The 18,508-nt window shown below is 72.7% G+C and carries 19 protein-coding genes; 8 read left to right on the forward strand and 11 right to left on the reverse strand.

Annotated features, from left to right (window positions below; genetic code table 11):
- Positions 1–26: 26 nt before the first annotated feature.
- The 3 genes from VD659_RS04390 to VD659_RS04400 form a co-directional block, all read right to left on the reverse strand.
- Complete coding sequence (locus VD659_RS04390) at positions 27–2,321, reverse strand: S8 family serine peptidase (RefSeq protein WP_423259897.1); 2,295 nt, start codon at positions 2,319–2,321, stop codon at positions 27–29.
- A gap of 263 nt (positions 2,322–2,584) precedes the next feature.
- On the reverse strand, positions 2,585–3,394 hold the full coding sequence (locus tag VD659_RS04395) for a dienelactone hydrolase family protein (protein WP_423259898.1): 810 nt from the start codon (positions 3,392–3,394) through the stop codon (positions 2,585–2,587).
- 75 nt (positions 3,395–3,469) lie between these two features.
- Positions 3,470–3,712: a hypothetical protein gene (locus tag VD659_RS04400; RefSeq protein WP_423259899.1), complete on the reverse strand. Its 243-nt coding sequence runs from the start codon at positions 3,710–3,712 to the stop codon at positions 3,470–3,472.
- Positions 3,713–3,734: 22 nt separating this feature from the next.
- On the opposite strand from VD659_RS04400, the gene VD659_RS04405 reads away from it, so the two are divergent.
- Complete coding sequence (locus VD659_RS04405) at positions 3,735–4,196, forward strand: MarR family winged helix-turn-helix transcriptional regulator (RefSeq protein ID WP_423259900.1); 462 nt, start codon at positions 3,735–3,737, stop codon at positions 4,194–4,196.
- Positions 4,197–4,206: 10 nt separating this feature from the next.
- Here the strand turns inward: VD659_RS04405 and VD659_RS04410 are convergent, their stop codons facing one another.
- Positions 4,207–4,629, reverse strand: coding sequence for a VOC family protein (locus tag VD659_RS04410; RefSeq protein WP_423259901.1), 423 nt, complete (start codon positions 4,627–4,629; stop codon positions 4,207–4,209).
- A gap of 184 nt (positions 4,630–4,813) precedes the next feature.
- On the opposite strand from VD659_RS04410, the gene VD659_RS04415 reads away from it, so the two are divergent.
- A complete protein-coding gene (locus tag VD659_RS04415; protein ID WP_423259902.1) occupies positions 4,814–5,497 on the forward strand; it encodes a class I SAM-dependent methyltransferase in 684 nt (227 codons plus the stop codon).
- A gap of 24 nt (positions 5,498–5,521) precedes the next feature.
- On the opposite strand, the gene VD659_RS04420 is transcribed toward VD659_RS04415, so the two are convergent.
- A complete protein-coding gene (locus VD659_RS04420; RefSeq protein ID WP_423259903.1) occupies positions 5,522–6,178 on the reverse strand; it encodes a glyoxalase in 657 nt (218 codons plus the stop codon).
- Between the two features lie 275 nt (positions 6,179–6,453).
- Between VD659_RS04420 and VD659_RS04425 the strand changes: the two genes are divergently transcribed.
- Positions 6,454–7,527, forward strand: a complete 1,074-nt coding sequence (locus VD659_RS04425; protein ID WP_423259904.1) for a cell wall-binding repeat-containing protein — start codon at positions 6,454–6,456, stop codon at positions 7,525–7,527.
- Positions 7,528–7,585: 58 nt separating this feature from the next.
- Here the strand turns inward: VD659_RS04425 and VD659_RS04430 are convergent, their stop codons facing one another.
- From VD659_RS04430 to VD659_RS04445, 4 genes are all read right to left on the reverse strand, one after another.
- Positions 7,586–8,215 carry a hypothetical protein gene (locus VD659_RS04430; protein WP_423259905.1) on the reverse strand — a complete coding sequence of 210 codons (630 nt, stop codon included), beginning with the start codon at positions 8,213–8,215 and terminating at the stop codon, positions 7,586–7,588.
- On the reverse strand, positions 8,212–8,586 hold the full coding sequence (locus VD659_RS04435) for a hypothetical protein (protein WP_423259906.1): 375 nt from the start codon (positions 8,584–8,586) through the stop codon (positions 8,212–8,214). The genes VD659_RS04430 and VD659_RS04435 overlap by 4 nt, the downstream gene beginning before the upstream one ends.
- On the reverse strand, positions 8,583–10,433 hold the full coding sequence (locus tag VD659_RS04440; RefSeq protein ID WP_423259907.1) for a TIGR03767 family metallophosphoesterase: 1,851 nt from the start codon (positions 10,431–10,433) through the stop codon (positions 8,583–8,585). The genes VD659_RS04435 and VD659_RS04440 overlap by 4 nt, the downstream gene beginning before the upstream one ends.
- A 174-nt stretch (positions 10,434–10,607) precedes the next feature.
- Positions 10,608–11,219 carry an SRPBCC family protein gene (locus VD659_RS04445; protein ID WP_423259908.1) on the reverse strand — a complete coding sequence of 204 codons (612 nt, stop codon included), beginning with the start codon at positions 11,217–11,219 and terminating at the stop codon, positions 10,608–10,610.
- Here VD659_RS04445 and VD659_RS04450 point away from each other — a divergent pair.
- Positions 11,218–11,772, forward strand: a complete 555-nt coding sequence (locus VD659_RS04450) for a ribonuclease H family protein (protein WP_423259909.1) — start codon at positions 11,218–11,220, stop codon at positions 11,770–11,772. The two genes, VD659_RS04445 and VD659_RS04450, sit on opposite strands and share 2 nt — an antisense overlap.
- A 119-nt stretch (positions 11,773–11,891) precedes the next feature.
- On the forward strand, positions 11,892–13,346 hold the full coding sequence (locus VD659_RS04455) for an MFS transporter (protein WP_423259910.1): 1,455 nt from the start codon (positions 11,892–11,894) through the stop codon (positions 13,344–13,346).
- A gap of 171 nt (positions 13,347–13,517) precedes the next feature.
- Here VD659_RS04455 and VD659_RS04460 read toward each other — a convergent pair whose 3' ends face one another.
- On the reverse strand, positions 13,518–15,131 hold the full coding sequence (locus VD659_RS04460) for an ABC-F family ATP-binding cassette domain-containing protein (protein ID WP_423259911.1): 1,614 nt from the start codon (positions 15,129–15,131) through the stop codon (positions 13,518–13,520).
- Positions 15,132–15,292: 161 nt separating this feature from the next.
- Between VD659_RS04460 and VD659_RS04465 the strand changes: the two genes are divergently transcribed.
- Positions 15,293–15,670, forward strand: a complete 378-nt coding sequence (locus VD659_RS04465) for a DUF2255 family protein (RefSeq protein ID WP_423259912.1) — start codon at positions 15,293–15,295, stop codon at positions 15,668–15,670.
- Between the two features lie 102 nt (positions 15,671–15,772).
- Here VD659_RS04465 and VD659_RS04470 read toward each other — a convergent pair whose 3' ends face one another.
- Positions 15,773–16,690, reverse strand: a complete 918-nt coding sequence (locus tag VD659_RS04470; protein WP_423259913.1) for a helix-turn-helix transcriptional regulator — start codon at positions 16,688–16,690, stop codon at positions 15,773–15,775.
- A gap of 118 nt (positions 16,691–16,808) precedes the next feature.
- Here VD659_RS04470 and VD659_RS04475 point away from each other — a divergent pair, with 118 nt between their 5' ends.
- Both VD659_RS04475 and VD659_RS04480 read left to right on the forward strand, forming a co-directional pair.
- A complete protein-coding gene (locus VD659_RS04475) occupies positions 16,809–17,303 on the forward strand; it encodes a GNAT family N-acetyltransferase (protein ID WP_423259914.1) in 495 nt (164 codons plus the stop codon).
- A gap of 158 nt (positions 17,304–17,461) precedes the next feature.
- Entirely contained in the window at positions 17,462–18,496 is a 1,035-nt protein-coding gene (locus VD659_RS04480) for an NYN domain-containing protein (RefSeq protein WP_423259915.1), read from the forward strand.
- Positions 18,497–18,508 lie beyond the last annotated feature (12 nt).

Raw genomic sequence — 18,508 nt, forward strand, 5'->3', positions numbered from 1 at the left:
CCGGGGCCCAGGCCCCGCAGCCGGATTCAGCCGAAGGGATGAGACCGCGGGCGCCGCAGGGCCGGGCTGCGCCCCTCTGCCGGTCGCCTCCCCCGTCGCAGCAGGGCAGCGCCGAGGGCGAGCGTGAGCAGTCCCGCGAGGGCCACGGATGCGCTGAGCGGCAGGCCGAGACCGGTCGCCGCGAGCTGCGCCCCACCGCCGGCCGGCACCACCGCGGGAACCGGCCCGGGCGCAGGAGCCGGTGCCGGGAGTGCGGCGAGGAACGCCGTAGCATCCACCCGCCCGGCCCCGGCCGCATCCGCCGCCTCCACCACCGGGAACCCGCTCGACACCTCCGCCGCCGTGGCGGTGAGCGTCCGCCGCAGCTGCTCGGCCGTCGTCGCCGGCGAGTACTGCCGGCCGAGCGCCACCACGCCCGCCACCGTGGGCGCCGCCGCCGAGGTGCCCCAGAAGGAGTGCACCCCGGGGCGCCCGTCGACCGGACGGCTCGGGCTGAAGAAGTTCGTGAGGATGCGGTCGGCGCCGGCCAGGTCGGGCTTGGCGCGCTGCACCGGACCGGGCAGGGGCTGGGCCGCCGCGGAGACGGCGGGGTCGTAGCCGAAGTACTGGGTCGCCGGACCGAGCGAGCTGAAGTCCTCGACCGTGCCCGGCGCGTCCGAGGGCACGGCCGCGACCGAGATGGCGGCGGCGAGACCGCCGTGGCCGGCGATCGTGCTGCCCACCCGGTCGTGCGCGGTCACCCCGAAGTACTCCGCCGCGACGATGTCGGTGTATGACCAGAGCCAGGTGAGGGCCGGCGTCACCGCCGCCTGCGGGCCGGCCGACAGGTCGCGCACGATCGAGAAGGCGTAGTCGCCCGCATCCGACAACTGCACGGCGCCCGTCAGCACGGGCAGGTTCGCGGTGCCGTCGCGCAGCACACTGGTGTCGCCGTCGGGGTCGGTGAGAGCCAGGGCGAAGGTTCCCTGGGTGGCGCCCACGGGCTCCGCCCACTGCACCGAGTAGCTCTGCGGGCTGGTCGACACCGGGAGCGTGAGCGTGTCGGTCGCGTCGGGCGATCCGCCCTGCGAGAAGTCCATGCAGTCGTAGGGGCCGGGGCCGTCCGCGGCGAGCCGCGCCAGCACCTCGGCGGGGCAGGTGGTGGGGCGGTAGGCATCCGTCGCCCAGCCGTTCACCGGATAGCCGGCGCTCGGGTACCCGGCCTCCCCGACATCGTTGTAGTTGCCGGCGCTCGTGAGGTAGCTGACGCCCTGACGGGCGACCTGCTCGACCGCGACGCCCACGGCGCCCGGCTGGTAGAAGGGCTCGCCGAAGAGGAAGACGTCGTCGACGATCACGGTGGCGCCGGCGGCGGCGAGCGCGAGCACGGCGTCGTGCATGGTGAGCTCGTCGATGCCGTAGCTGGCGAAGGCGAGCGCGGCGCCGGGCGCGACGCTGTGCACCACCTGCGCCATCGCACGGCCCTCGTCGCTCCGCGTGCCGGGTGTCGCGTCGGTCAGCACGGACACCGGATGCTCGTAGCCGCAGGGATTCCCGGGCCCGGGCAGCAGGCCCGCGGCCACGTCCTGCGCCGGGGTCGAGGCGGCCCTGTTGCTCGAGGCGAAGGAGTCGGAGATGATGCCGACCGTCACGCCGGTGCCGTCGACGCCGTGCAGCGCGCCGGCGAGCTCGGCGTTCAGCGCGGTGGCGCCGACGGCCTCGACGGCCCGGCAGGATGCGGCCGTCGCGATGGCCCCGAGCTCCGCGGATGCCGCGCCGGCGCTCCCCACCACCCCGGAGTCGCCGGGCCTCAGCGCCTCGGTCACCGAGGCCACCCCCGGCAGCGCCGCGACCGCGGCCAGGTTCGCCGGCGGGACGAAGGCGCTCGCGCGGGCGAGCTCGGCCGAGCTCGCCTCCACGGTGCCGAGCGCGGCGAGGGCGGCGAAATCGGCGGCGCTCGGCCGCACCCGGTACAGGATCGAGACGGCCACCGCCCCACGATCCACCTGCAGGCTGCCCGCACCCGTGTCGGCGAGGCCCAGCTCGCCGGCGGTCGACGGCGCGGTCAGGTCGGTACCCGCCGGCAGGGCGGTGAGAGCCTCCAGCCGGTCGGAGAGCCCGACGGTCTCGACGCTGCTGCCGCTCTCCGCCGACGCGTCGGCCGAGGCATCCGCCGCAGCCGCCGGCTCGGCCTGCGCGGCGGCCGGGGCCAGCAGCATCGCCGCGAACACGGCCGCCATGACACCGGCGCCGAGCCGCGAGGCCCGCAGCACCGGTGCCGCCCCGCGCCCTCGGCGCGCATCCTGTGCACGGTTCGGCAGGCCGGATCCGGCGTCGCCCATCGATGTCCCCCTCGGTGTGTTCGGCAGTGGTGCCCGCGCGACCCACGCGGAGCGTGACCGGGCATCCCTCCGATGCTATCGACGGCGATGATGAACCCGGGTGCCTCGGAGCCGAGCGGCGCGGCGCCGAACACGACGGGGTCGAACACCGGGTTCGGGTGGAAGCCCGGCAGAGGGAAGGTCACGGCGGGAGCGGCGACGGCGAGGCGATCCTCGGGGTCGCCTCGGAGCCGTCTCAGCTTGTCGGCAGCCCGCATCCGGGCTCAGCTCGGAGAGAGCCGAGTTCGCAGGAACTCGACGGTGCGCTGCCGGGCGGCGAGGGCCGGGTGCCCCGGAACCTCCCGCACCTCGCTCGTGAGCACCGAGTGCGCACGGCGGGAGAATCCGCCGGGGTTGCCGGGTGAGGAGTCGAGCTCGATCACCTCGAAGGCGTCGCCGAGCCGGGCCTTCAGGGCGTCGAAACGCGGGCGCGGCGAGTTGGCGTCGTCGGAGAAGCGCAGGCCGAGGGCGCAGAATCCCTCACCGGATGCGCGCTCGGCGACCCGGTCGAGCTCCTCACGGGAGAGCCCGGGGTCGCGCTGGCGTGCCCGCCCGAGCGGGAAGGGGGCGGCCGGCTGGCTGACCACCGAGGCGAGCACCGTGGAGTCGACCGCGGCGGCGAGGGCGAAGCCGCCGGTGAAGCACATGCCGATGACTCCGACGCCGGTGCCCGGCGTGCGCGCGGCGAGCTCGGCGGCGACGGCCCGCAGCGCGACGGTGATCGGCCGATGGGCGTTCACGGCGAAGGCGCGGAACTCGGCGCTCACGCAGATGCGCGCCACCGCGCGAAGGGTGTACCCCGGGGTCTGCGGCTTGCCGGGGGTGCCGAACGGGGAGGGAACCACCACGGTGAACCCCTCGTCGACGAGATGCTCGGCGAGCCCCAGCACCTCGGGCGTGATGCCGGGCAGCTCCGGGATGAGCACCACTCCCGGGCCCGACCCCTTCTCGAAGCAGTCGAAGACGAGCTCGCCGGCGCTGAACGGCGTGCGCGCCCAGCCCTCGAGCGTGGCGGTGGGCGCGGTGCCGGTCATGGGCTCAGTCTGCCACCGCCGCCGTCCGGGCCGCCGTCACCGCCGTCACCGCCGTGGGCGAGTGGCGGGCGCGGTTCAGGCGGGCGCCGGGCAGTGCAGCTGCGTGCGCTCGCCCGAACGGTCGATGTCGTGCAGCGCCATGCTGCGGCCGCAGAGCGGGCAGCGCGGATCGGCGGGCGGCGTATACGGGGCTTCCGGATGCCCGGCGCCGATCTGGGCAGGTCCCGTGAAGCGGTAGATGAAACGGTTGAACCCGTTGTAGAAGCCGGGTTTGCCGTCGAAGGGGTTCATCGGGTCGGGCCGTTTGTTTCGTGCCATAACGATTAGTATACTAAGCAATATGGAGACCAGGGCACCCGCACAGCACGACGACCTGCTCGCCCTCGACCGCCAGCTCTGCTTCGCGCTCGCGGTGGCCTCGCGCTCGGTGATCGGCGCCTACAAGCCGATCCTCGAGCCGATGGGCCTCACGCATCCGCAGTACCTGGTGATGCTCGCCCTCTGGGAGCGCGACCCGCGCTCGCTCACCGAGCTCGCCGAGGTGCTGCGCCTCGAGCCGGCCACGCTCTCCCCGCTCGTGAAGCGGCTCGAGGCGGCCGGCCTCGTGACCCGGCAGCGCGCAGCGGGCGACGAACGCCAGCTCGCGGTCACGCTCACGCCCGAGGGGCGGGCACTGCGGGCCAGTGCCGAGCAGGTGCCGCCCCAGGTGGTGGCGGCACTCGGCGTCGACCTCGACGAGCTCACCGAGCTCCACACCCGGCTCACGAAGATCATCGAGCGCATCGCCCCGCTGCCCGCCTGAGGCGCGACGGTCACTCCCCGTACGGCACCTCGACGTCGACCACCCAGGTCACCCCGAATCGGTCCTTCAGCATGCCGTAGACGGGCGCCCACGGCGCCGGACCGAGCGGCTGAAGCACCTCGGCGTCCTCGCTCAACTTCTCCCACTGCGCGGCGATCTCCCCGGACTCGGTGCCTCGCAACGAGAGGTAGAACGGGTTCACGCCGGGGTTCCACTCCTTCGAGCCCGGCACGTCGAACGCCATCACGCGGAAGCCGTTCGCCACCGCAACCTGCCCCCAGATGACGTTGCCGGCTTCCTCCGGAACCTCGACGGCACCGAAGTCCTGGTAGGTGAACACGGTGAGCTCTCCGCCGAAGACCGACTGGTAGAACTCGAGGGCGGCGCGGGCCTCGCCGCGGAAGTTGAGGTGGGTGGTGGCACGGACGGTCATGACGACTCCTCGTTGGAGAACGGATGCGCGGGCCGGCCTTCTGGCCGCCTCCACCGGCGATCACCGGCTGCGCAGACAGGCTCGCGCCGATCGAGGTCGGATTCCGTCCTCAATCGTGGAAGTCGGGAACGTGCCGATTCGGCACGCGTTTGTGCTGTGGCGCGGCGCGCTCCAGGCTGGAGGCATGACCGAGCACCCGCATCCCTCGCCCGAGTCCGCACCCGCCGACGCACCCACCCACGCGGTGGAGTTCTGGGAGACCCTCTACCAGGAACGCCCGCAGCTCTGGAGCGGCCGCGCGAACCAGGTGCTCACCGATGTCGCCCGCACGCTCGCGCCCGGCCGGGCGCTCGACCTCGGCAGCGGGGAGGGCGGCGACTCGATCTGGCTCGCCGAGCAGGGCTGGCAGGTCACCGGCATCGACCTCTCGGCGACGGCGCTCGCCCGCGCCGCCGGAGCCGCCGCCGCGCGGGGGATCGCCGAGGGGAGCATCCGCTGGGTCCAGGCGGATCTCACCGACTGGCAGCCCGACGGGCTCTACGAACTCGTGTCGGCGTGCTTCCTGCACGCACCGGCGCAGATCGGCTTCGCCCGCGAGTCGGTGCTGCAGCGCGCCGCGACGGCCGTCGCCCCCGGCGGCGCACTGCTCATCGTGGGGCACGCGGCTCCCCCGCCGTGGGCGAACGCCGAGCACCACCACGACGAGCACCTCCCCACTCCCGCCGAGGTGCACGAGGCGCTCGGACTCGACCCCGCCCAGTGGCGTGTGCTCGCGAGCGAGGTGCGCTCCCGGGAGGGCGTCGGTCCCGACGGCGGGCACGGCACGCTCGATGACGCGGTGCTGCTGCTGGAGCGTCTCAGCGCCTGAGCCGCGCATCGGCGCGAACGGGGTTCAGGCCGCGGCCGCCGAGTCCGCGCCCGCGCCCGTCGCTGCGGCCACGGCCTCCCAGGCGAAGCCGTCGGGATCGGTGAAGGCACCCGCATCGCTGTTCACCGCGAGGCGGTGCGAGCCGCTGCCCTCGGGGGCGACTCCCGCATCCTTCGCCAGGGCGCTACGGCTGTAGAGGCCGAATCCCACCGGGCTCGACGGCAGGGCGAACTCCACGTACTTGCCGAAGCTCTTGCCCACGGCGAGGCCGCGGTCGGCATAGAAGCGCTTGCTGGCCGCGACGTCGGCGGCGGCGATCAGCAGCACGAGGGCGTCGATCTCGCGCGTGGCAGGCCCCGAGTCCTTCTTGGCCGAGGTGGCCACCTTCCAGAGGGTGCCGTCGGGGGCCTGAACGGTTCCCCCGAAGCCCCAGAGCGACTTCTTCGCCGGTTTGATCTCGGTGGCTCCCGCGGCGAGCGCCGCGTCGAGGAAGGCGGCCGCGGTGGCGGGCTGGGCGACCAGCAGCGAGAGGGTGAAGCCGCGGAATCCGGTGCTCGGCGCATCCGATGCCCGCAACCGCAGCCGGTCACCGAGACCGAAGGCGGCGGAGTAGAACGACTCGGCCTCGGGGAGGTCGGCCACGTCGAGCGTGACGGAGGAGATGGAGCTGATGGAGGTCATGACGGCAACGCTAGGCGGCGCCTCGCGACGGCGCTTCTCCATTCGTGCTCGATCGCGGCCCCCGCTCCGGCGCCGGACTCCGTGGCGCTGACCCCACAAAGGGGGGTCGAGGATTCCTCGACTTAATGGACAGCCGTCGATATGGTCGAGCCATCAGGGTCAGGGGCTGCTGAGGCAGAGGGCGCTGGATGGGGATCGAGTCGATCATGGGTGTTCAATCGAAGTCTTCAACGTGCCGTCAAACCGCTCGGCGGCGGCGAAGGGCGCGTGCGGGGGTGGTCGCGCTCCTCGCTGCGGCCCTGGCGGCCTCGAGCTTGCTGGGAGGCGGGACCGCCGCCATGGCCCTGCACGCGGATGGGGGCGCGCCCCCGAGCGATCCGTCGCCCACGGGCACGCCGGGACCGACCGACACACCGCCGACGAGCGACGCCGGACCCGGCCCGACGGTGTCGCGCATCACCGCCGCCGACCGCTACGACCTCGCCGCCGAGCTCGCGCGGCGGGTGAGCCCCGGGTCGTCGAACACGGTCTACCTCGCCTCCGGCGCCACCTTCCCCGACGCCTTGAGCGCCGGTCCGGCCGCCGTCGCGAGCTCCGCTCCGCTGCTCCTCGTGGCTCCGGACTCGGTGCCCGCCTCGGTGGCGGCGTCACTCATCCGTCTCGATCCCCGCGTGGTCAAGGTCGTCGGTGGCCCCGCGACGGTGTCGGATGCGGTGCTCGCCACCGTGCACGCCCTCGTCCCGCGCGCGACGGTCTCCCGCATCTGGGGGGCCGACCGCTACGCGGTCAGCCGCGAGGTCGTGGCCGACGCCTTCGGGGCAGGCGCCTACGGCGCTGGGATCGCGACCGGCCGGGACTTCCCCGACGCCCTCGCGGTCGGAGCCGTCGCGGGAGCGAACTCCCTTCCCGTGATCCTCGTCGACGGTGCCGCTCCGGCCGCCGACTCCGCCACCCGCACGCTCTTGCACGGCCTGGGCGTGCACGTCGCCACGGTCGTGGGCGGCCCGCTCTCGGTCTCCGACGGAGTGCTGAACACGCTCCTCCCGGACGGCTGGGTGCCGAGGGTCTCGGGCGCGAACCGCTACGAGGTGTCATTGAACCTCGCCACGGCCTTCGCCACCAACTACTCCACCGTCTACCTCGTCACGGGGGCGAACTTCCCCGATGCGCTCGCGGGCGGAGTACTGGCGGCCAAGACGATCTCGCCGATGTTCGTGGTGCCGGGCGACTGCGTTCCGCGCGGGGTGCTCTCGCTCATCGCGACGAACGGAACGAGCAACGTCACGCTCATCGGCGGCCCCGCTTCGCTCAGTCCGGCGGTCGCGGCGCTGACACCGTGCTCGTTCTGAGGGCCTGAGGGGCCGGCCGCCTCGGCGCGGCCTCCCCCCACCTGCAGCCGGGCGCTCGCTAGCCGAGCGTCCGGCGCAGCAAGGCGGTCCAGCCGCCGAGCAGCAGCACACCGGCCACACCGAACCCGAGCCAGCTGAGCAGGGCGGATGCGGCGCCGGTGATGAAGAAGCCCGAGAGCAGGCCGCCGAGCCAGAGCACGAGCAGCACCAGCACGGTGAGCAGCGCGAGCCCGATCGCGCGCAACGGCGCCCGGGCGAACGCCCGGAACCCGGAGAAGGCGCGTGCCCCGCCTGCCACCGAGGGCAGCACCACGAAGGCGGCGCTCGTGGTGAGCACGAACAGCGGTGCGGCGACCACCGCCGAGAGCCCGATCGCGAGCACCGCCGCCGCAGCGGTGACCCACAGGCGCAGCCCCGGCATCCGGAATCGCGTTCGGGGCTCGGTCACGGCGGTGCACGCGGCGGCCACGAGCGCGGCCCCGGCGGCGAGCGCCGCGAACGACACGAGAACGAGCGCCAGGAACCCCGGGGCGAATCCGGGCGTGAGGAACGGCCAGGCGGTGGCCGCCTGCACGAGCGCGTTGCCGACGACGACCGGCACCGTGACGCGCCAGCTGCGGCCCACCACGCGGACTCCGCCGACCCGGCCCGGCACCGGCATCCGGTCACCGGCGCGCTCCGCGCTCACGAGGTGGACCTCGCCGCCGCGTCGAGCACGTCCATGATCGATCCGGAGTAGAGCTGCTTCTCGCCCACAGTGACGGTCAGCACCACCGGGTCGTCGGCCGGGGAGACGACCGTGACGGTCTCGCCCGAGACGGTCGTGCCGCTGCAGGTCACCGCGCCGGCGGCGGTCGCGCAGACCGGCGCGGTGAGCACGGAGACATCCGCGGTCGTCAGTACGTCGATGGCCGCGTAGCGCACCTCGGTCTCGTGGTTGCCGCCCACGGGCGCGAGGGCCGCCACCTGCGAGCAGCCCGCGAGCATCCCGGCGGCACCGACCATCAGCACGGCCGCCGCCACCCGGGCCGCCGCAGCCACCCGCGCCCGGGCGCTCACAGGCCCCTCGCCGTCTCGTAGGCCGTGAGACGCGCCTGTTCGGTCATGCGCTGGGCTTCGAGCGAGGCATCCGTGATGCTCGAGAGGTCGAACGGCGCCGGCAGCAGCAGCTCGGTGTTGCGGTCCAGCGGCGAGCCGCGGCGCATCATCGGCGTCTCCGCCCAGTCGTTGGCGGCGAACTCGCGGCTGCGCGAGGCGAGGTCGGAGCGGCTGCCGCTCGTGCCCGGCACGGCCGGCGAGGCGTGGTCGAGCACTGTGGTGAACAGCGAGAGGGTGCCGTCGCGGTTGTCGACGACCTCGACCACCTGCTGCTGCTGGGGGAAGTCGATGCAGGATGCCGTGGTGATCTCCCAGAAGCCCCCGCCGGGCCTCGTGTGCGCGAGGATCTGGTTGAGGTGCGTGTGCCCGTTCAGCCAGCCGATCGCCACCGGGTAGCGCAGCAGCAGGTCGACGAACTCCTCGGCGCCGTGCAGCACCTCGGTGGCTCCCGGCCGCTGCGCGCGGTTCTCGAGGGTGAGGCTGTTGTGGTGGCTGAACACGAGCGCGAGCTTCTTGTCGGCCGTCGCCTGCTGCAGCTGCGCCTCGAGCCAGCGGAACTGCACGTCGGGCACGGCGCCGTCGGGCCCGGCGACCTGGTTGCAGGTGTCGAGACCGAGACCGACGATGTCCGGGCTGAGCTCGGCCTTCCACCAGGTCTCGCCGGAGTCGAGGTTGTGCTGCGTGAAGCCGTGGCCCACGGGGCCCGGGGTGGGCTCGGTCACGAAGTGCTCGGCCATGAAGTCGCGCTGCTCGAAGAGGAAGCGCTCGGGGTTCGACGGAACCGCCTTGAACCCCGGCCGGCCGATTCCGAGGGCGATGCCGAGCGCATCCATCGCCTGCGGGAACGCTCCGCCACTGGCCGCGTAGCCGCCCAGGATGCCGCCGGCCGTGCCGTCGAGACTGTACGACTTCTGGCCGCCCACCGCGAGGGCGTGCAGCTGCGGGCTGAGGTCGAAGGTGCCGAGCAGCAGCGTGTCGTGGTTGCCGTACACGGCGTACCAGGGGGCGGGGAGGCCGGGTGACTCCACCGGCTGAGCGATGGCCTGGGCGAGCAGCTCGGGCAGGCGCGGGAAGCCGTAGTCGCCGAAGGGACCGCCGCCGGGGTCGCCCGGGCGGTAGGCCCAGGTCGCTTCGGACCAGGCCTGCACGCCTTGGTAACCCGCGCCCCGGCCGGCGGTCGCGGGATCGACCGCGAGGCCGTCCATGAGGTCGATGTACCAGCGCAGCTCGAGGTGCGAGTGCATGTCGGCGCTGTCGCCCGTGACGATCGCCGCGCCCATCGGGGCTCCCGTGAGCGGGCTGTAGCGGGCATCCGCGAACGACTGCACCATCGCGGCGGTGGCGTGCGGGCTGAGCGGGTCGTGCGGATGGAAGGCCGAGCCCCAGGCCGAGTGGTTCTGCTCGATCATCGGTTCGATGCGGCCGGGCGACTGCGCATCGATCACGTGCAGGTCGGAGAGGTGGCCGAGATAGAGCAGCGAGCGGCGGGTCTGCGTGCGGGCCGGGTGCGGCGCGACGCCCAGCACGTCGAGGCGCGGGATGTAGGGCTCGCCGGGCCCGGTGGTGAGCGCCCGGTAACTGCCGGTGGTGACGGTGCCCTGGCGGATGGTCTGCAGCAGGGTGGTGGGCACGTCGCCGAGGGTCGCGCCTGCAGCGCGGGCCGCACGGAGGGCTCCGGATGCGCCGGCACCGCCGCTCGCGGCCGCCGCGGCCGCCAGGCGCGGCGTCAGCATCTCGGCGCTCAGCCCCGTGGCGGCTGCGAGGGCGGCGGCGTGCAACAGGAACTGCCGTCGGGAGAGTCCGGGCATCGCTGCGGTCCGTTTCGGTCGGGTGGCCGAACCCCGCGGGGCGTTGCGGGGAGCGCCTCCAGGCTCGGACGCGCGAGACCGAGCGTAGCTTCTCGCGTCACCGCGCGGAATGCCCCCGAGCTGGGCGCGGGGGCTCCGGAGCCGGGGCCACCGGGCTCATTGGGCTCTCCTGGCCTAGCCGAACACCTCCATCTGGCCGAGGTGCTGCACCAGCTCGTCGAGCACGCTCGCCCAGCCGTCGTAGTAGAAGCCGTCGCCCGCGACGCCGTCGACCCCGCGCAGCTCGACAGAGAGGCGCGTGAGCTCGCCGAGCGGGGTGATGGTCACGGTGACGACCGGGCGGTCGTCGTCGGGCGCATCCGGGAGTCCCCAGCTGAACACGAGCCTCTCGCCGGGCTCGATCTCGCGGTAGACCCCGGCGGTCACCACGGCCTCGCCGCTGATCCCGTCCACCATCGTGTACGAGTACTCGCCGCCGGCGCGCACGTCGAGGTGCACCGATTCCCGGGGGGTGGTGCCGCCCCGGCCGTGCCACCAGGCGGCGACCTGGTCGGGTTCGGTCCACGCCGACCAGATGGCGTCCGGGGTCGCATCCAGCTCGCGCGTGAGAGTGAAGCCCTTGGTGGTGTCGATCATGATCGTCTCCTCCTGGGTCGCACGGCGGCGCCCCGCTCGCCATTCTGGCCCGCGGCGACCGGATGCGCATCCGCCGCCGCGGGCGTCGGCCACCGGATGCGCACCCGGCGCGCACCCCGCCCCGCCATCGCGGCTACCCTGGGAAGCCATGACCATCACCGCTTCCGCCGACGGCTCCGCGCTCGGCAACCCCGGCCCGGCCGGCTGGGCCTGGTACATCGACGACCGCACCTGGGCCGCCGGCGGCTGGCCGCACGGCACCAACAACATGGGCGAGCTGAAGGCGGTGCTCGAGCTGTTCCGCGCGACGGCGCACGTCGACGACGATCTCCACATCCTCTGCGACTCGCAGTACGTCATCAACACGGTGACGAAATGGATGCCGGGCTGGAAGCGCAAGGGCTGGCGCAAGGGCGACGGCAAGCCGGTGATGAACCTCGACCTCATCAAGGAGATCGACGAGGCCATCCGCGGCCGCCGGTACACCTTCGAGTGGGTGAAGGGACACGTGGGGCACGAGCTCAACGAGGCCGCCGACATCCGGGCACGCGGAGCGGCCGAGGCCTATCAGCGCGGCCGCACCCCCGACACCGGGCCCGGCTTCCCCGGGGCGCCCGCGGCGCCGGATGCGCGCATCCCGTCCGCCGCATCCGATGCGACGCCGGAAGCCGTCCCGGCCCCGAGCGACGCCACGCTCTTCTAGCGTCCTGTAACCTGGTGGTCTGACCAGCCACGTGGCTCGGGGAGGCCGACATCCGCACGGATGACCGGTCCGAGGCTTGAAACCTCCAGCATTCTCTCGAGAAGCCTGGAGGTTTCTTCATGTCCGGAACTGTGCGCGGAACCCGCCGTTGGTGGGTGCTCGCCGTCCTCTCCCTCACCCAGCTCGTGGTGGTGCTCGACGGCACGATCGTCAGCATCGCCCTTCCTCAGGCGCAGCAAGAGCTCGGCCTGACCGACGGCCAGCGCCAGTGGGTCGTCACCGCCTACGCCCTCGTGTTCGGCGCGCTGCTGCTGCTCGGCGGGCGGGTGGCCGACTACTGGGGGCGCAAGCGCACCTTCCTCGTGGGCATGGTGGGCTTCGGCGTGGCCTCGGTGTTCGGCGGGCTCTCGCAGAGCGGGCTCGAACTCGTGATCGCCCGCGGCTTCCAGGGCCTGTTCGCCGCCCTGCTCGCCCCGGCGGCCCTGGCGCTGCTCACCATCACCTTCGCCTCCGGCCGCGACCGCAACACCGCGTTCGCCGTGTTCGGCACCATCGGCGGCGGTGGCGCGGCGGTCGGCCTCGTGCTCGGCGGCGTGCTGACGGAGTTCGCCAGCTGGCGCTGGTGCCTTCTGGTGAACGTGTTCTTCGTGGTGGTCGGCCTCATCGGCGGCATCCTGCTGCTCACCGAGAGCAAGGCCTCGGGCGACAACCACTACGACGTGTGGGGCGCCGTCACCGTCACGCTCGGGCTCGGCTCGCTGGTGTACGGCTTCAGCCTCGCCGAGGAGGGCTGGGCCTCCCTCGGCACCATCGGCTTCCTGGCGCTCGGCGCGGCACTGCTGGTGGCCTTCGTGTGGATCGAGACCCGGGTGGCCCAGCCGCTGCTGCCGCTGCGCGTGGTGCTGGACCGGGTGCGCGGCGGCGCGTTCCTGATCCAGGCCATCGTCGGCAGCGTGCTCATCGGCGCGACGCTCTACCTCACCTTCCACTTCCAGATCGTGATGGGGATGGAGCCGCTCGCCGCCGGCCTCGCGAACGTGGCGATGACCGTGGTCATCCTCCTGGTGGTACCCGTCGTCACCCGGTTCCTGCCCGTGATCGGCCCGCGCCCGTTCATGATCGCCGGGCCGCTGATCGCGGCGGGCGGGATGCTCTACCTCGGCTTCATCACCCCCGACGGCTCCTACTGGACGCAGGTTCTGCCCGCCCTCGCGCTCCTCGGCATCGGGCTCGCGATGATCTTCGTGCCGCTGCAGAACCTGGCCCTCACGGGAGTCGCCGCGCATGACGCGGGCGCCGCATCCGCCACCGTCAACTCGGCGATGCAGATCGGCGGATCGATCGGCCTCTCGGTGTTCACCGTCGTCTACGTCGGGGCGCTCGACGGTTCGCTCGCCTCGGGCAGTCCCCAGCTGCAGGCACTGACCGACGGCTACGCGGCCGTGTTCCTCGCGGCCGCCGTCGCCCTGGTGGTGGCGTCGCTGATCGCCGTGTTCCTCATCCGGGGCAAGAAGGACGAACTGCTGCCGCAGCCGCACGACGGCGCGCCGGCCGTCGCCGCGCACCTGGGCTGAGCATCCGGCCCACCCGGGCCTGGCATCCGGGGCATCCCGGTGCCGAAACGACGGAGCCTCGCGCCACACCGCGGAAACGACGGAGCCTCAGCCCTTCGGACGCGCGAATCTCCGTCGTTTCGGTGGCTCGGAGCCGGCGCCCGAGGGGCTCGGAGCCGGCGCCCGAGGCGATCAGAGGGCGCCGGAGGCGGCGCGCTCGACGACGTGGGGGGTGCCGTCGAAGACGAGCAGGCGGTCGGCGAGCTTGTCGACGAAGAAGCGGTCGTGCGAGACCACGAGCACCGCGCCGGGGAAGTGCGTGAGCGCGCGCTCCATCACCTGGGTGCTCGTGATGTCGAGGTGGTTCGTGGGCTCGTCGAGCACGATCACGGCCGCACCCGAGAGCAGGCACTGGGCGATGGCCACGCGAGCCCGCTGACCGCCCGACAGGGTGCCGATCTTCTGCTGGAGTTCCGCATCCGAGAACTGCAGCATGGCGAGGAAGCGCCCGACGCTCTTCTTGGTGGCGCTGAAAGCGAGCGAATCGGGGTAGGCGTTGACGGCGTGGCCGACCGAGTCCGTCAGATCCAGCGACGCGTAGACGCGGTTGTAGGAGACGAACCGCGCTCCCTTGGCCCAGCGCACCTGGCCGGCGTCGGCATCCGTCTCGCCGGTGAGCACGTCGAGGAGTGTCGACTTGCCGGAGCCGTTCGAGCCGAGCACCGCTACGCGGTCGCCGCGGTGCAGGCTGAAGGTGAGGTTCTCGAACAGGGGGGCGCCGTCGTCGAAGCTCTTGGTGAGCTTCACCACCTCGAGCAGGTCGTTGCTCACGCGCAGCCCGCCGTAGATGTCGGTGATGATCTGGTCGATCGGGCGCGGCGCCTGGCGCTTCTTGATGTCGGCCAGGCGGCGGGCCACCGCGTTGGCCGGGTTGCGCGCGGCCTCACGGCGGGCGGCGCTGGCGGCCTGCTCGTAGGCGAGCAGCTCCTCCTCGTGCGCGAACTGCCGCTCGAGCATCTTGAGGCGCGACTGCTTGGCGTGCACGTAGGCCGAGTAGTCGCCCTCGTACTCCTGCAGTCGGTAGTTCTCGATCTCGACGATGCGGGTGACCACGCCGTCGAGGAACTGCCGGTCGTGGCTGACCACGAGCACGGCGCCCTGATAGCGGGCGAGCCAGTTCTCGATCCAGCGCACGCCGTCGAGGTCGAGGAAGTTGGTGGGCTCGTCGAGCAGCAGCACGTCGGGCGACTGGATGAGGATGCGCGCCAACGCCGCCCGGTTGCGCCAGCCGCCGGAGAGCCTGTCGACGGGCAGCTCGCGCCGCGACTCGTCGAAACCGAGGCTCGTGAGCACGGTGTCGACGGTGTTCTCGAACGACCAGCCGTCGATCGCATCCATGCGCTCGAACAGTTCGCCCTGCTCGGCGAGGAGGGCGGTCATGGTGGCCATGCCCGCGGCGCCGTCGGCCAGCGCGGGGTCGGCGAGCAGCTCGCCGATCGCATCCAGCCGGCCCTGCGTCTCGTGCACCGCGGCGAAGTGGTCGCTCAGGATCTCGCGGATGCTGCGCTCGCCGTCGAGCTCGGAGAACTGCGAGAAGTAGCCGATGGTGGTGCCGAGCGTCACGTCGACGGTTCCCGCGGTCGGCTCGAGGCGGCCCAGGACGAGTTCGAGGAAGCTCGTCTTGCCGGTGCCGTTCTTGCCGATGAGGCCGATGCGGTCGCCGGCCTTGAGCTTCAGGAAGGCCTCGCGCAGCACGGGTCGCCCGTCGAACTCGATGGTCACGTCGTTCAGGCGGATCAGGCTCACGGGGGTCAACCCTACGGGACGGCTCTGGGACGCCGGTCCGCGGGGCGGCCTCATCCGGGGCGCTGACGTCATCGTGACAGGGGTTCTGACGGGGCCTGTCCGGCGCGGGGCGGATGCCGTTGACTGGACGCAGCACCCCCGAATCGGAGCCGGAGAATCCCATGGCACACTGGACCCCCTCAGAACTCGACCGCATCGCAGCGGCCACCGAGCTGCGAGTCAGCTCGCGGCGCGACGACGGCTCGCTGCGCCCGGCCGTCACCATCTGGGTAGGGGTCGTCGACGGCGCCGTGTACATCCGCTCGGCCCACGGCCCGGAGAACGGATGGTTCCGCCGCGCCGAGCGCGCGGGTGCCGGTCACATCAGCGCGGGCGGTGTGGAGAAGGACGTGACCTTCGAGCTCGCCGACCCCGCCGTGCAGCGCCCGCTCGACGCAGCGCTCCACCAGAAGTACGACCGCTTCGGCCCCGGCCCGGTCGGCGCGATCACGGGCAGCGACGTGCTCGCCACCACTCTGAAGGTGCTGCCGCGCGACTGAGGCCGAGCGTGACACCGGCTCGCCGGGGGGACGCTCACCGCTACGAACGGTCTGCCGATGCCGATGCCGATGCCGGGGGGCCGGGTGCGGGGTGCGGACGGGTCAGCGGGCCTCGGCGCCCGCATCCGCTCCGGCGGCGCCGGCCGCGGCCTCGGCCTCGGCCTCGGCGAGGCTCGTGGCCGCCCAGGTGGCGAGCAGGCGCAGGCCGTCGGCGGTGGGCGACCCCGCGGCCGCGGTGTAGACGTTCAGCACGAGCCCGGGCTCGCCCGGCAGCTCCATCGACTGGTAGTCGAGGTCGAGATCGCCGACCACCGGATGCCGCAGCCGCTTCACGCCGCTGCGATGGAACACGACGTCGCGCGACGCCCAGCGCTCGCGGAACAGCTCGCTCTGGGTGGAGAGCTCGCCGACGAGCCGGATGAGCTCCGCGTCGTGCGGGTTGCGCCCGGCTTCCAGACGCAGCATGGCGGCGGCGTCGTTGGCGATCTGGTCGTAGTCGCGCCAGAATTCGCGGGCCGCCGGGTTGAGGTAGGTGAAGCGTGTGGTGTTGGTGGGGCGCCGCGGGTCGTCGAAGACGGGCGCGTAGAGCGCACGGCCCATCGTGTTGGCCGCGAGGATGTCGTGCCGCCCGTTGCGCACCCAGGCGGGGGCCTCGGGCATGGCGTCGAGGATCTGCTGCACTGCCGGGCGCACGGTCGCCGCGGCGCGCGGCCGCGCCGCCGAGCGTCGCGTCGGGCCGGCCGCCCGCGCGAGGTTCAGCAGGTATTCGTGCTCGGCGTCGTCGAGCTGCAGGGTGCGGGCCAGGGCGTCGAGCACGCTCTCGGAGGCTCCGGCCAGGTTTCCGCGCTCGAGCCGCACGTAGTAGTCGACCGAGACCCCGGTGAGCATCGCGACCTCTTCGCGCCGAAGCCCGGCCACACGTCGGTTGCCGCCGTAGGCGGGCAGCCCCGCCTGCTCGGGCGTGATGCGGGCGCGCCGCGAGCTCAGGAACTCCCGGATCTCGCCTCGCATGTCCGCCATGCCTCAACGGTACGTCGCCGACCGCCGCGTCGGGAGGCCCTGCCGGTACCTGCCTCGCCGCGGTCACGCTCCTGGCGTGCCGTGGAAAGCGTCCGCCGCCGCGAGTAACGTCGCCGGTATGGCGAGAGCATCCGTTCGGCCGGCCGGCACCTCGGCCGACTTCGCCGAGGCCGCCCAAATGCTTGTCGCGTTCAACGCCGAGTACGGCGAGCCGGCACCCGAGCCCGGTCCGCTGGCGACCCACCTGAAACAGCTGGTGGCGCGCGGCGACACGAGCGTGCTGCTCGCGCACACCGCCCGGGCTCCGGATGCCTCGCCCCACCCGGCCGGCGTCGCTGTGCTTCGCTTCCGCACCGGAACGTGGACTCCCGCCCTCGAGGCCTACCTCGCCGAGCTCTACGTGCGCCCCGCGCTGCGCGACCGCGGTATCGGCACGACCCTCCTCGGCGCCGTCATCGACCACGCCCGCCGGCGCGGCGCATCCTTCCTCGATCTCAACACCAGCGAATCCGACGAGGCCGCCCGGCATCTCTACGAGAAGCACGGCTTCGACTGCCACGAGGGCCGCGGSKSGGGGCCCCTCGCCCTCTACTACGAGCTCGAGCTCGACTGACCTGCGCACCGGCACTCCCCGCGCCTCGCACCTCGCACCCGCACCCCCACGAGTTGCCTCACCGCAGCGCGCACAGCAGACTGAAGACGCCGGATCGCACCGAGTCTTCCGCCGCATCGCCGGAAAACCGGCCCGCCGACAGCTGAGGAGCTCCCCCCATGACCGAACCGAACGAATCCCGCATCGGCCTCTACATCGACTTCGACAACATCGTCATCTCGCGCTACCAGCAGCTGCACGGCCGCAACGCCTTCCAGCGCGACGGCATCCGCGACTTCGACAAGAACGCACCGGATGCCGACCCCGAGATCGCCGCCCGCCTCGCCGCCGCCACGGTCGACTTCGACGCGATCGTCGACTTCGCCGCATCCTTCGGCACCATCGTCGTCAACCGCGCCTACGCCGACTGGTCGGTGCCCGTGAACGCGAGCTACCAGCGCCAGCTGATGACCCGCGCGGTCGACCTCACCCAGCTGTTCACCACCACCACCCGCGGCACGAAGAACGGCGCCGACATCCGTCTCGCCGTCGACGTTGTCGAGGACCTCTTCCGCCTGCCCGACCTCACCCACGTCATCATCGTCGCGGGCGACTCCGACTACATCGCGCTCGCCCAGAAGTCGAAGCGTCTCGGCCGCTTCGTGGTGGGCATCGGCGTCGCGGGCTCCACGAGCACCTCGCTCGCCGCCGCCTGCGACGAGTTCGAGCACTACGACTCGATCCCGGGCATCGAGAAGGTCGCGGCGACCCCGCCCGCCACGGGCGGCGGCCGGGGAGGATCCGCCAAGAAGGCCTCGGCGGCACCGGATGCGGCCCAGCCGGATGCGCAGACCGCCCCCGCCGAGGCGCCCGCCAAGAAGGCACCCGCAAAGAGCCGCCGCGTCACCACCATCCCGATGTTCTCGCACACCGAGGACGCCCAGTTCGACGAGCCGGAACCCGGCGAGGACATCGACCCGCAGACCGTCGCCACCGAGCTGCTCAAGCGGGCCCTGCAGATCGGCCACGCCAAGGGCGACGCCGACGAGTGGCTCAACACCGGCACGGTGAAGAACCAGATGCGCCGCATGGACCCCTCGTTCAACGAGAAACCGCTCGGCTACCGCTCTTTCACCGACTTCCTCTCCTCGCGCTCCGACGTGGCCGAGCTGCAGGAGGACGGGCCGCAGCGCCTGATCCGCGCGCGGGGTTAGGAGTGCTAGCTG

The organism is Herbiconiux sp. 11R-BC, from assembly GCF_049472555.1.
GTDB lineage: Bacteria > Actinomycetota > Actinomycetes > Actinomycetales > Microbacteriaceae > Herbiconiux.

What these genes read in the sequence shown, in the direction of transcription:
- VD659_RS04480 (WP_423259915.1), top strand. Translation starts at nt 17,462, where the DNA reads ATGACCGAACCGAACGAATCCCGCATCGGCCTCTACATCGACTTCGAC.
- VD659_RS04410 (WP_423259901.1), bottom strand. Translation starts at nt 4,629, where the DNA reads ATGACCGTCCGTGCCACCACCCACCTCAACTTCCGCGGCGAGGCCCGC.
- VD659_RS04450 (WP_423259909.1), top strand. Translation starts at nt 11,218, where the DNA reads ATGACCATCACCGCTTCCGCCGACGGCTCCGCGCTCGGCAACCCCGGC.
- VD659_RS04470 (WP_423259913.1), bottom strand. Translation starts at nt 16,690, where the DNA reads ATGGCGGACATGCGAGGCGAGATCCGGGAGTTCCTGAGCTCGCGGCGC.
- VD659_RS04455 (WP_423259910.1), top strand. Translation starts at nt 11,892, where the DNA reads ATGTCCGGAACTGTGCGCGGAACCCGCCGTTGGTGGGTGCTCGCCGTC.
- VD659_RS04420 (WP_423259903.1), bottom strand. Translation starts at nt 6,178, where the DNA reads ATGACCTCCATCAGCTCCATCTCCTCCGTCACGCTCGACGTGGCCGAC.
- VD659_RS04400 (WP_423259899.1), bottom strand. Translation starts at nt 3,712, where the DNA reads ATGGCACGAAACAAACGGCCCGACCCGATGAACCCCTTCGACGGCAAA.
- VD659_RS04440 (WP_423259907.1), bottom strand. Translation starts at nt 10,433, where the DNA reads ATGCCCGGACTCTCCCGACGGCAGTTCCTGTTGCACGCCGCCGCCCTC.
- VD659_RS04445 (WP_423259908.1), bottom strand. Translation starts at nt 11,219, where the DNA reads ATGGCTTCCCAGGGTAGCCGCGATGGCGGGGCGGGGTGCGCGCCGGGT.
- VD659_RS04395 (WP_423259898.1), bottom strand. Translation starts at nt 3,394, where the DNA reads ATGACCGGCACCGCGCCCACCGCCACGCTCGAGGGCTGGGCGCGCACG.
- VD659_RS04405 (WP_423259900.1), top strand. Translation starts at nt 3,735, where the DNA reads ATGGAGACCAGGGCACCCGCACAGCACGACGACCTGCTCGCCCTCGAC.
- VD659_RS04465 (WP_423259912.1), top strand. Translation starts at nt 15,293, where the DNA reads ATGGCACACTGGACCCCCTCAGAACTCGACCGCATCGCAGCGGCCACC.
- VD659_RS04415 (WP_423259902.1), top strand. Translation starts at nt 4,814, where the DNA reads ATGACCGAGCACCCGCATCCCTCGCCCGAGTCCGCACCCGCCGACGCA.
- VD659_RS04390 (WP_423259897.1), bottom strand. Translation starts at nt 2,321, where the DNA reads ATGGGCGACGCCGGATCCGGCCTGCCGAACCGTGCACAGGATGCGCGC.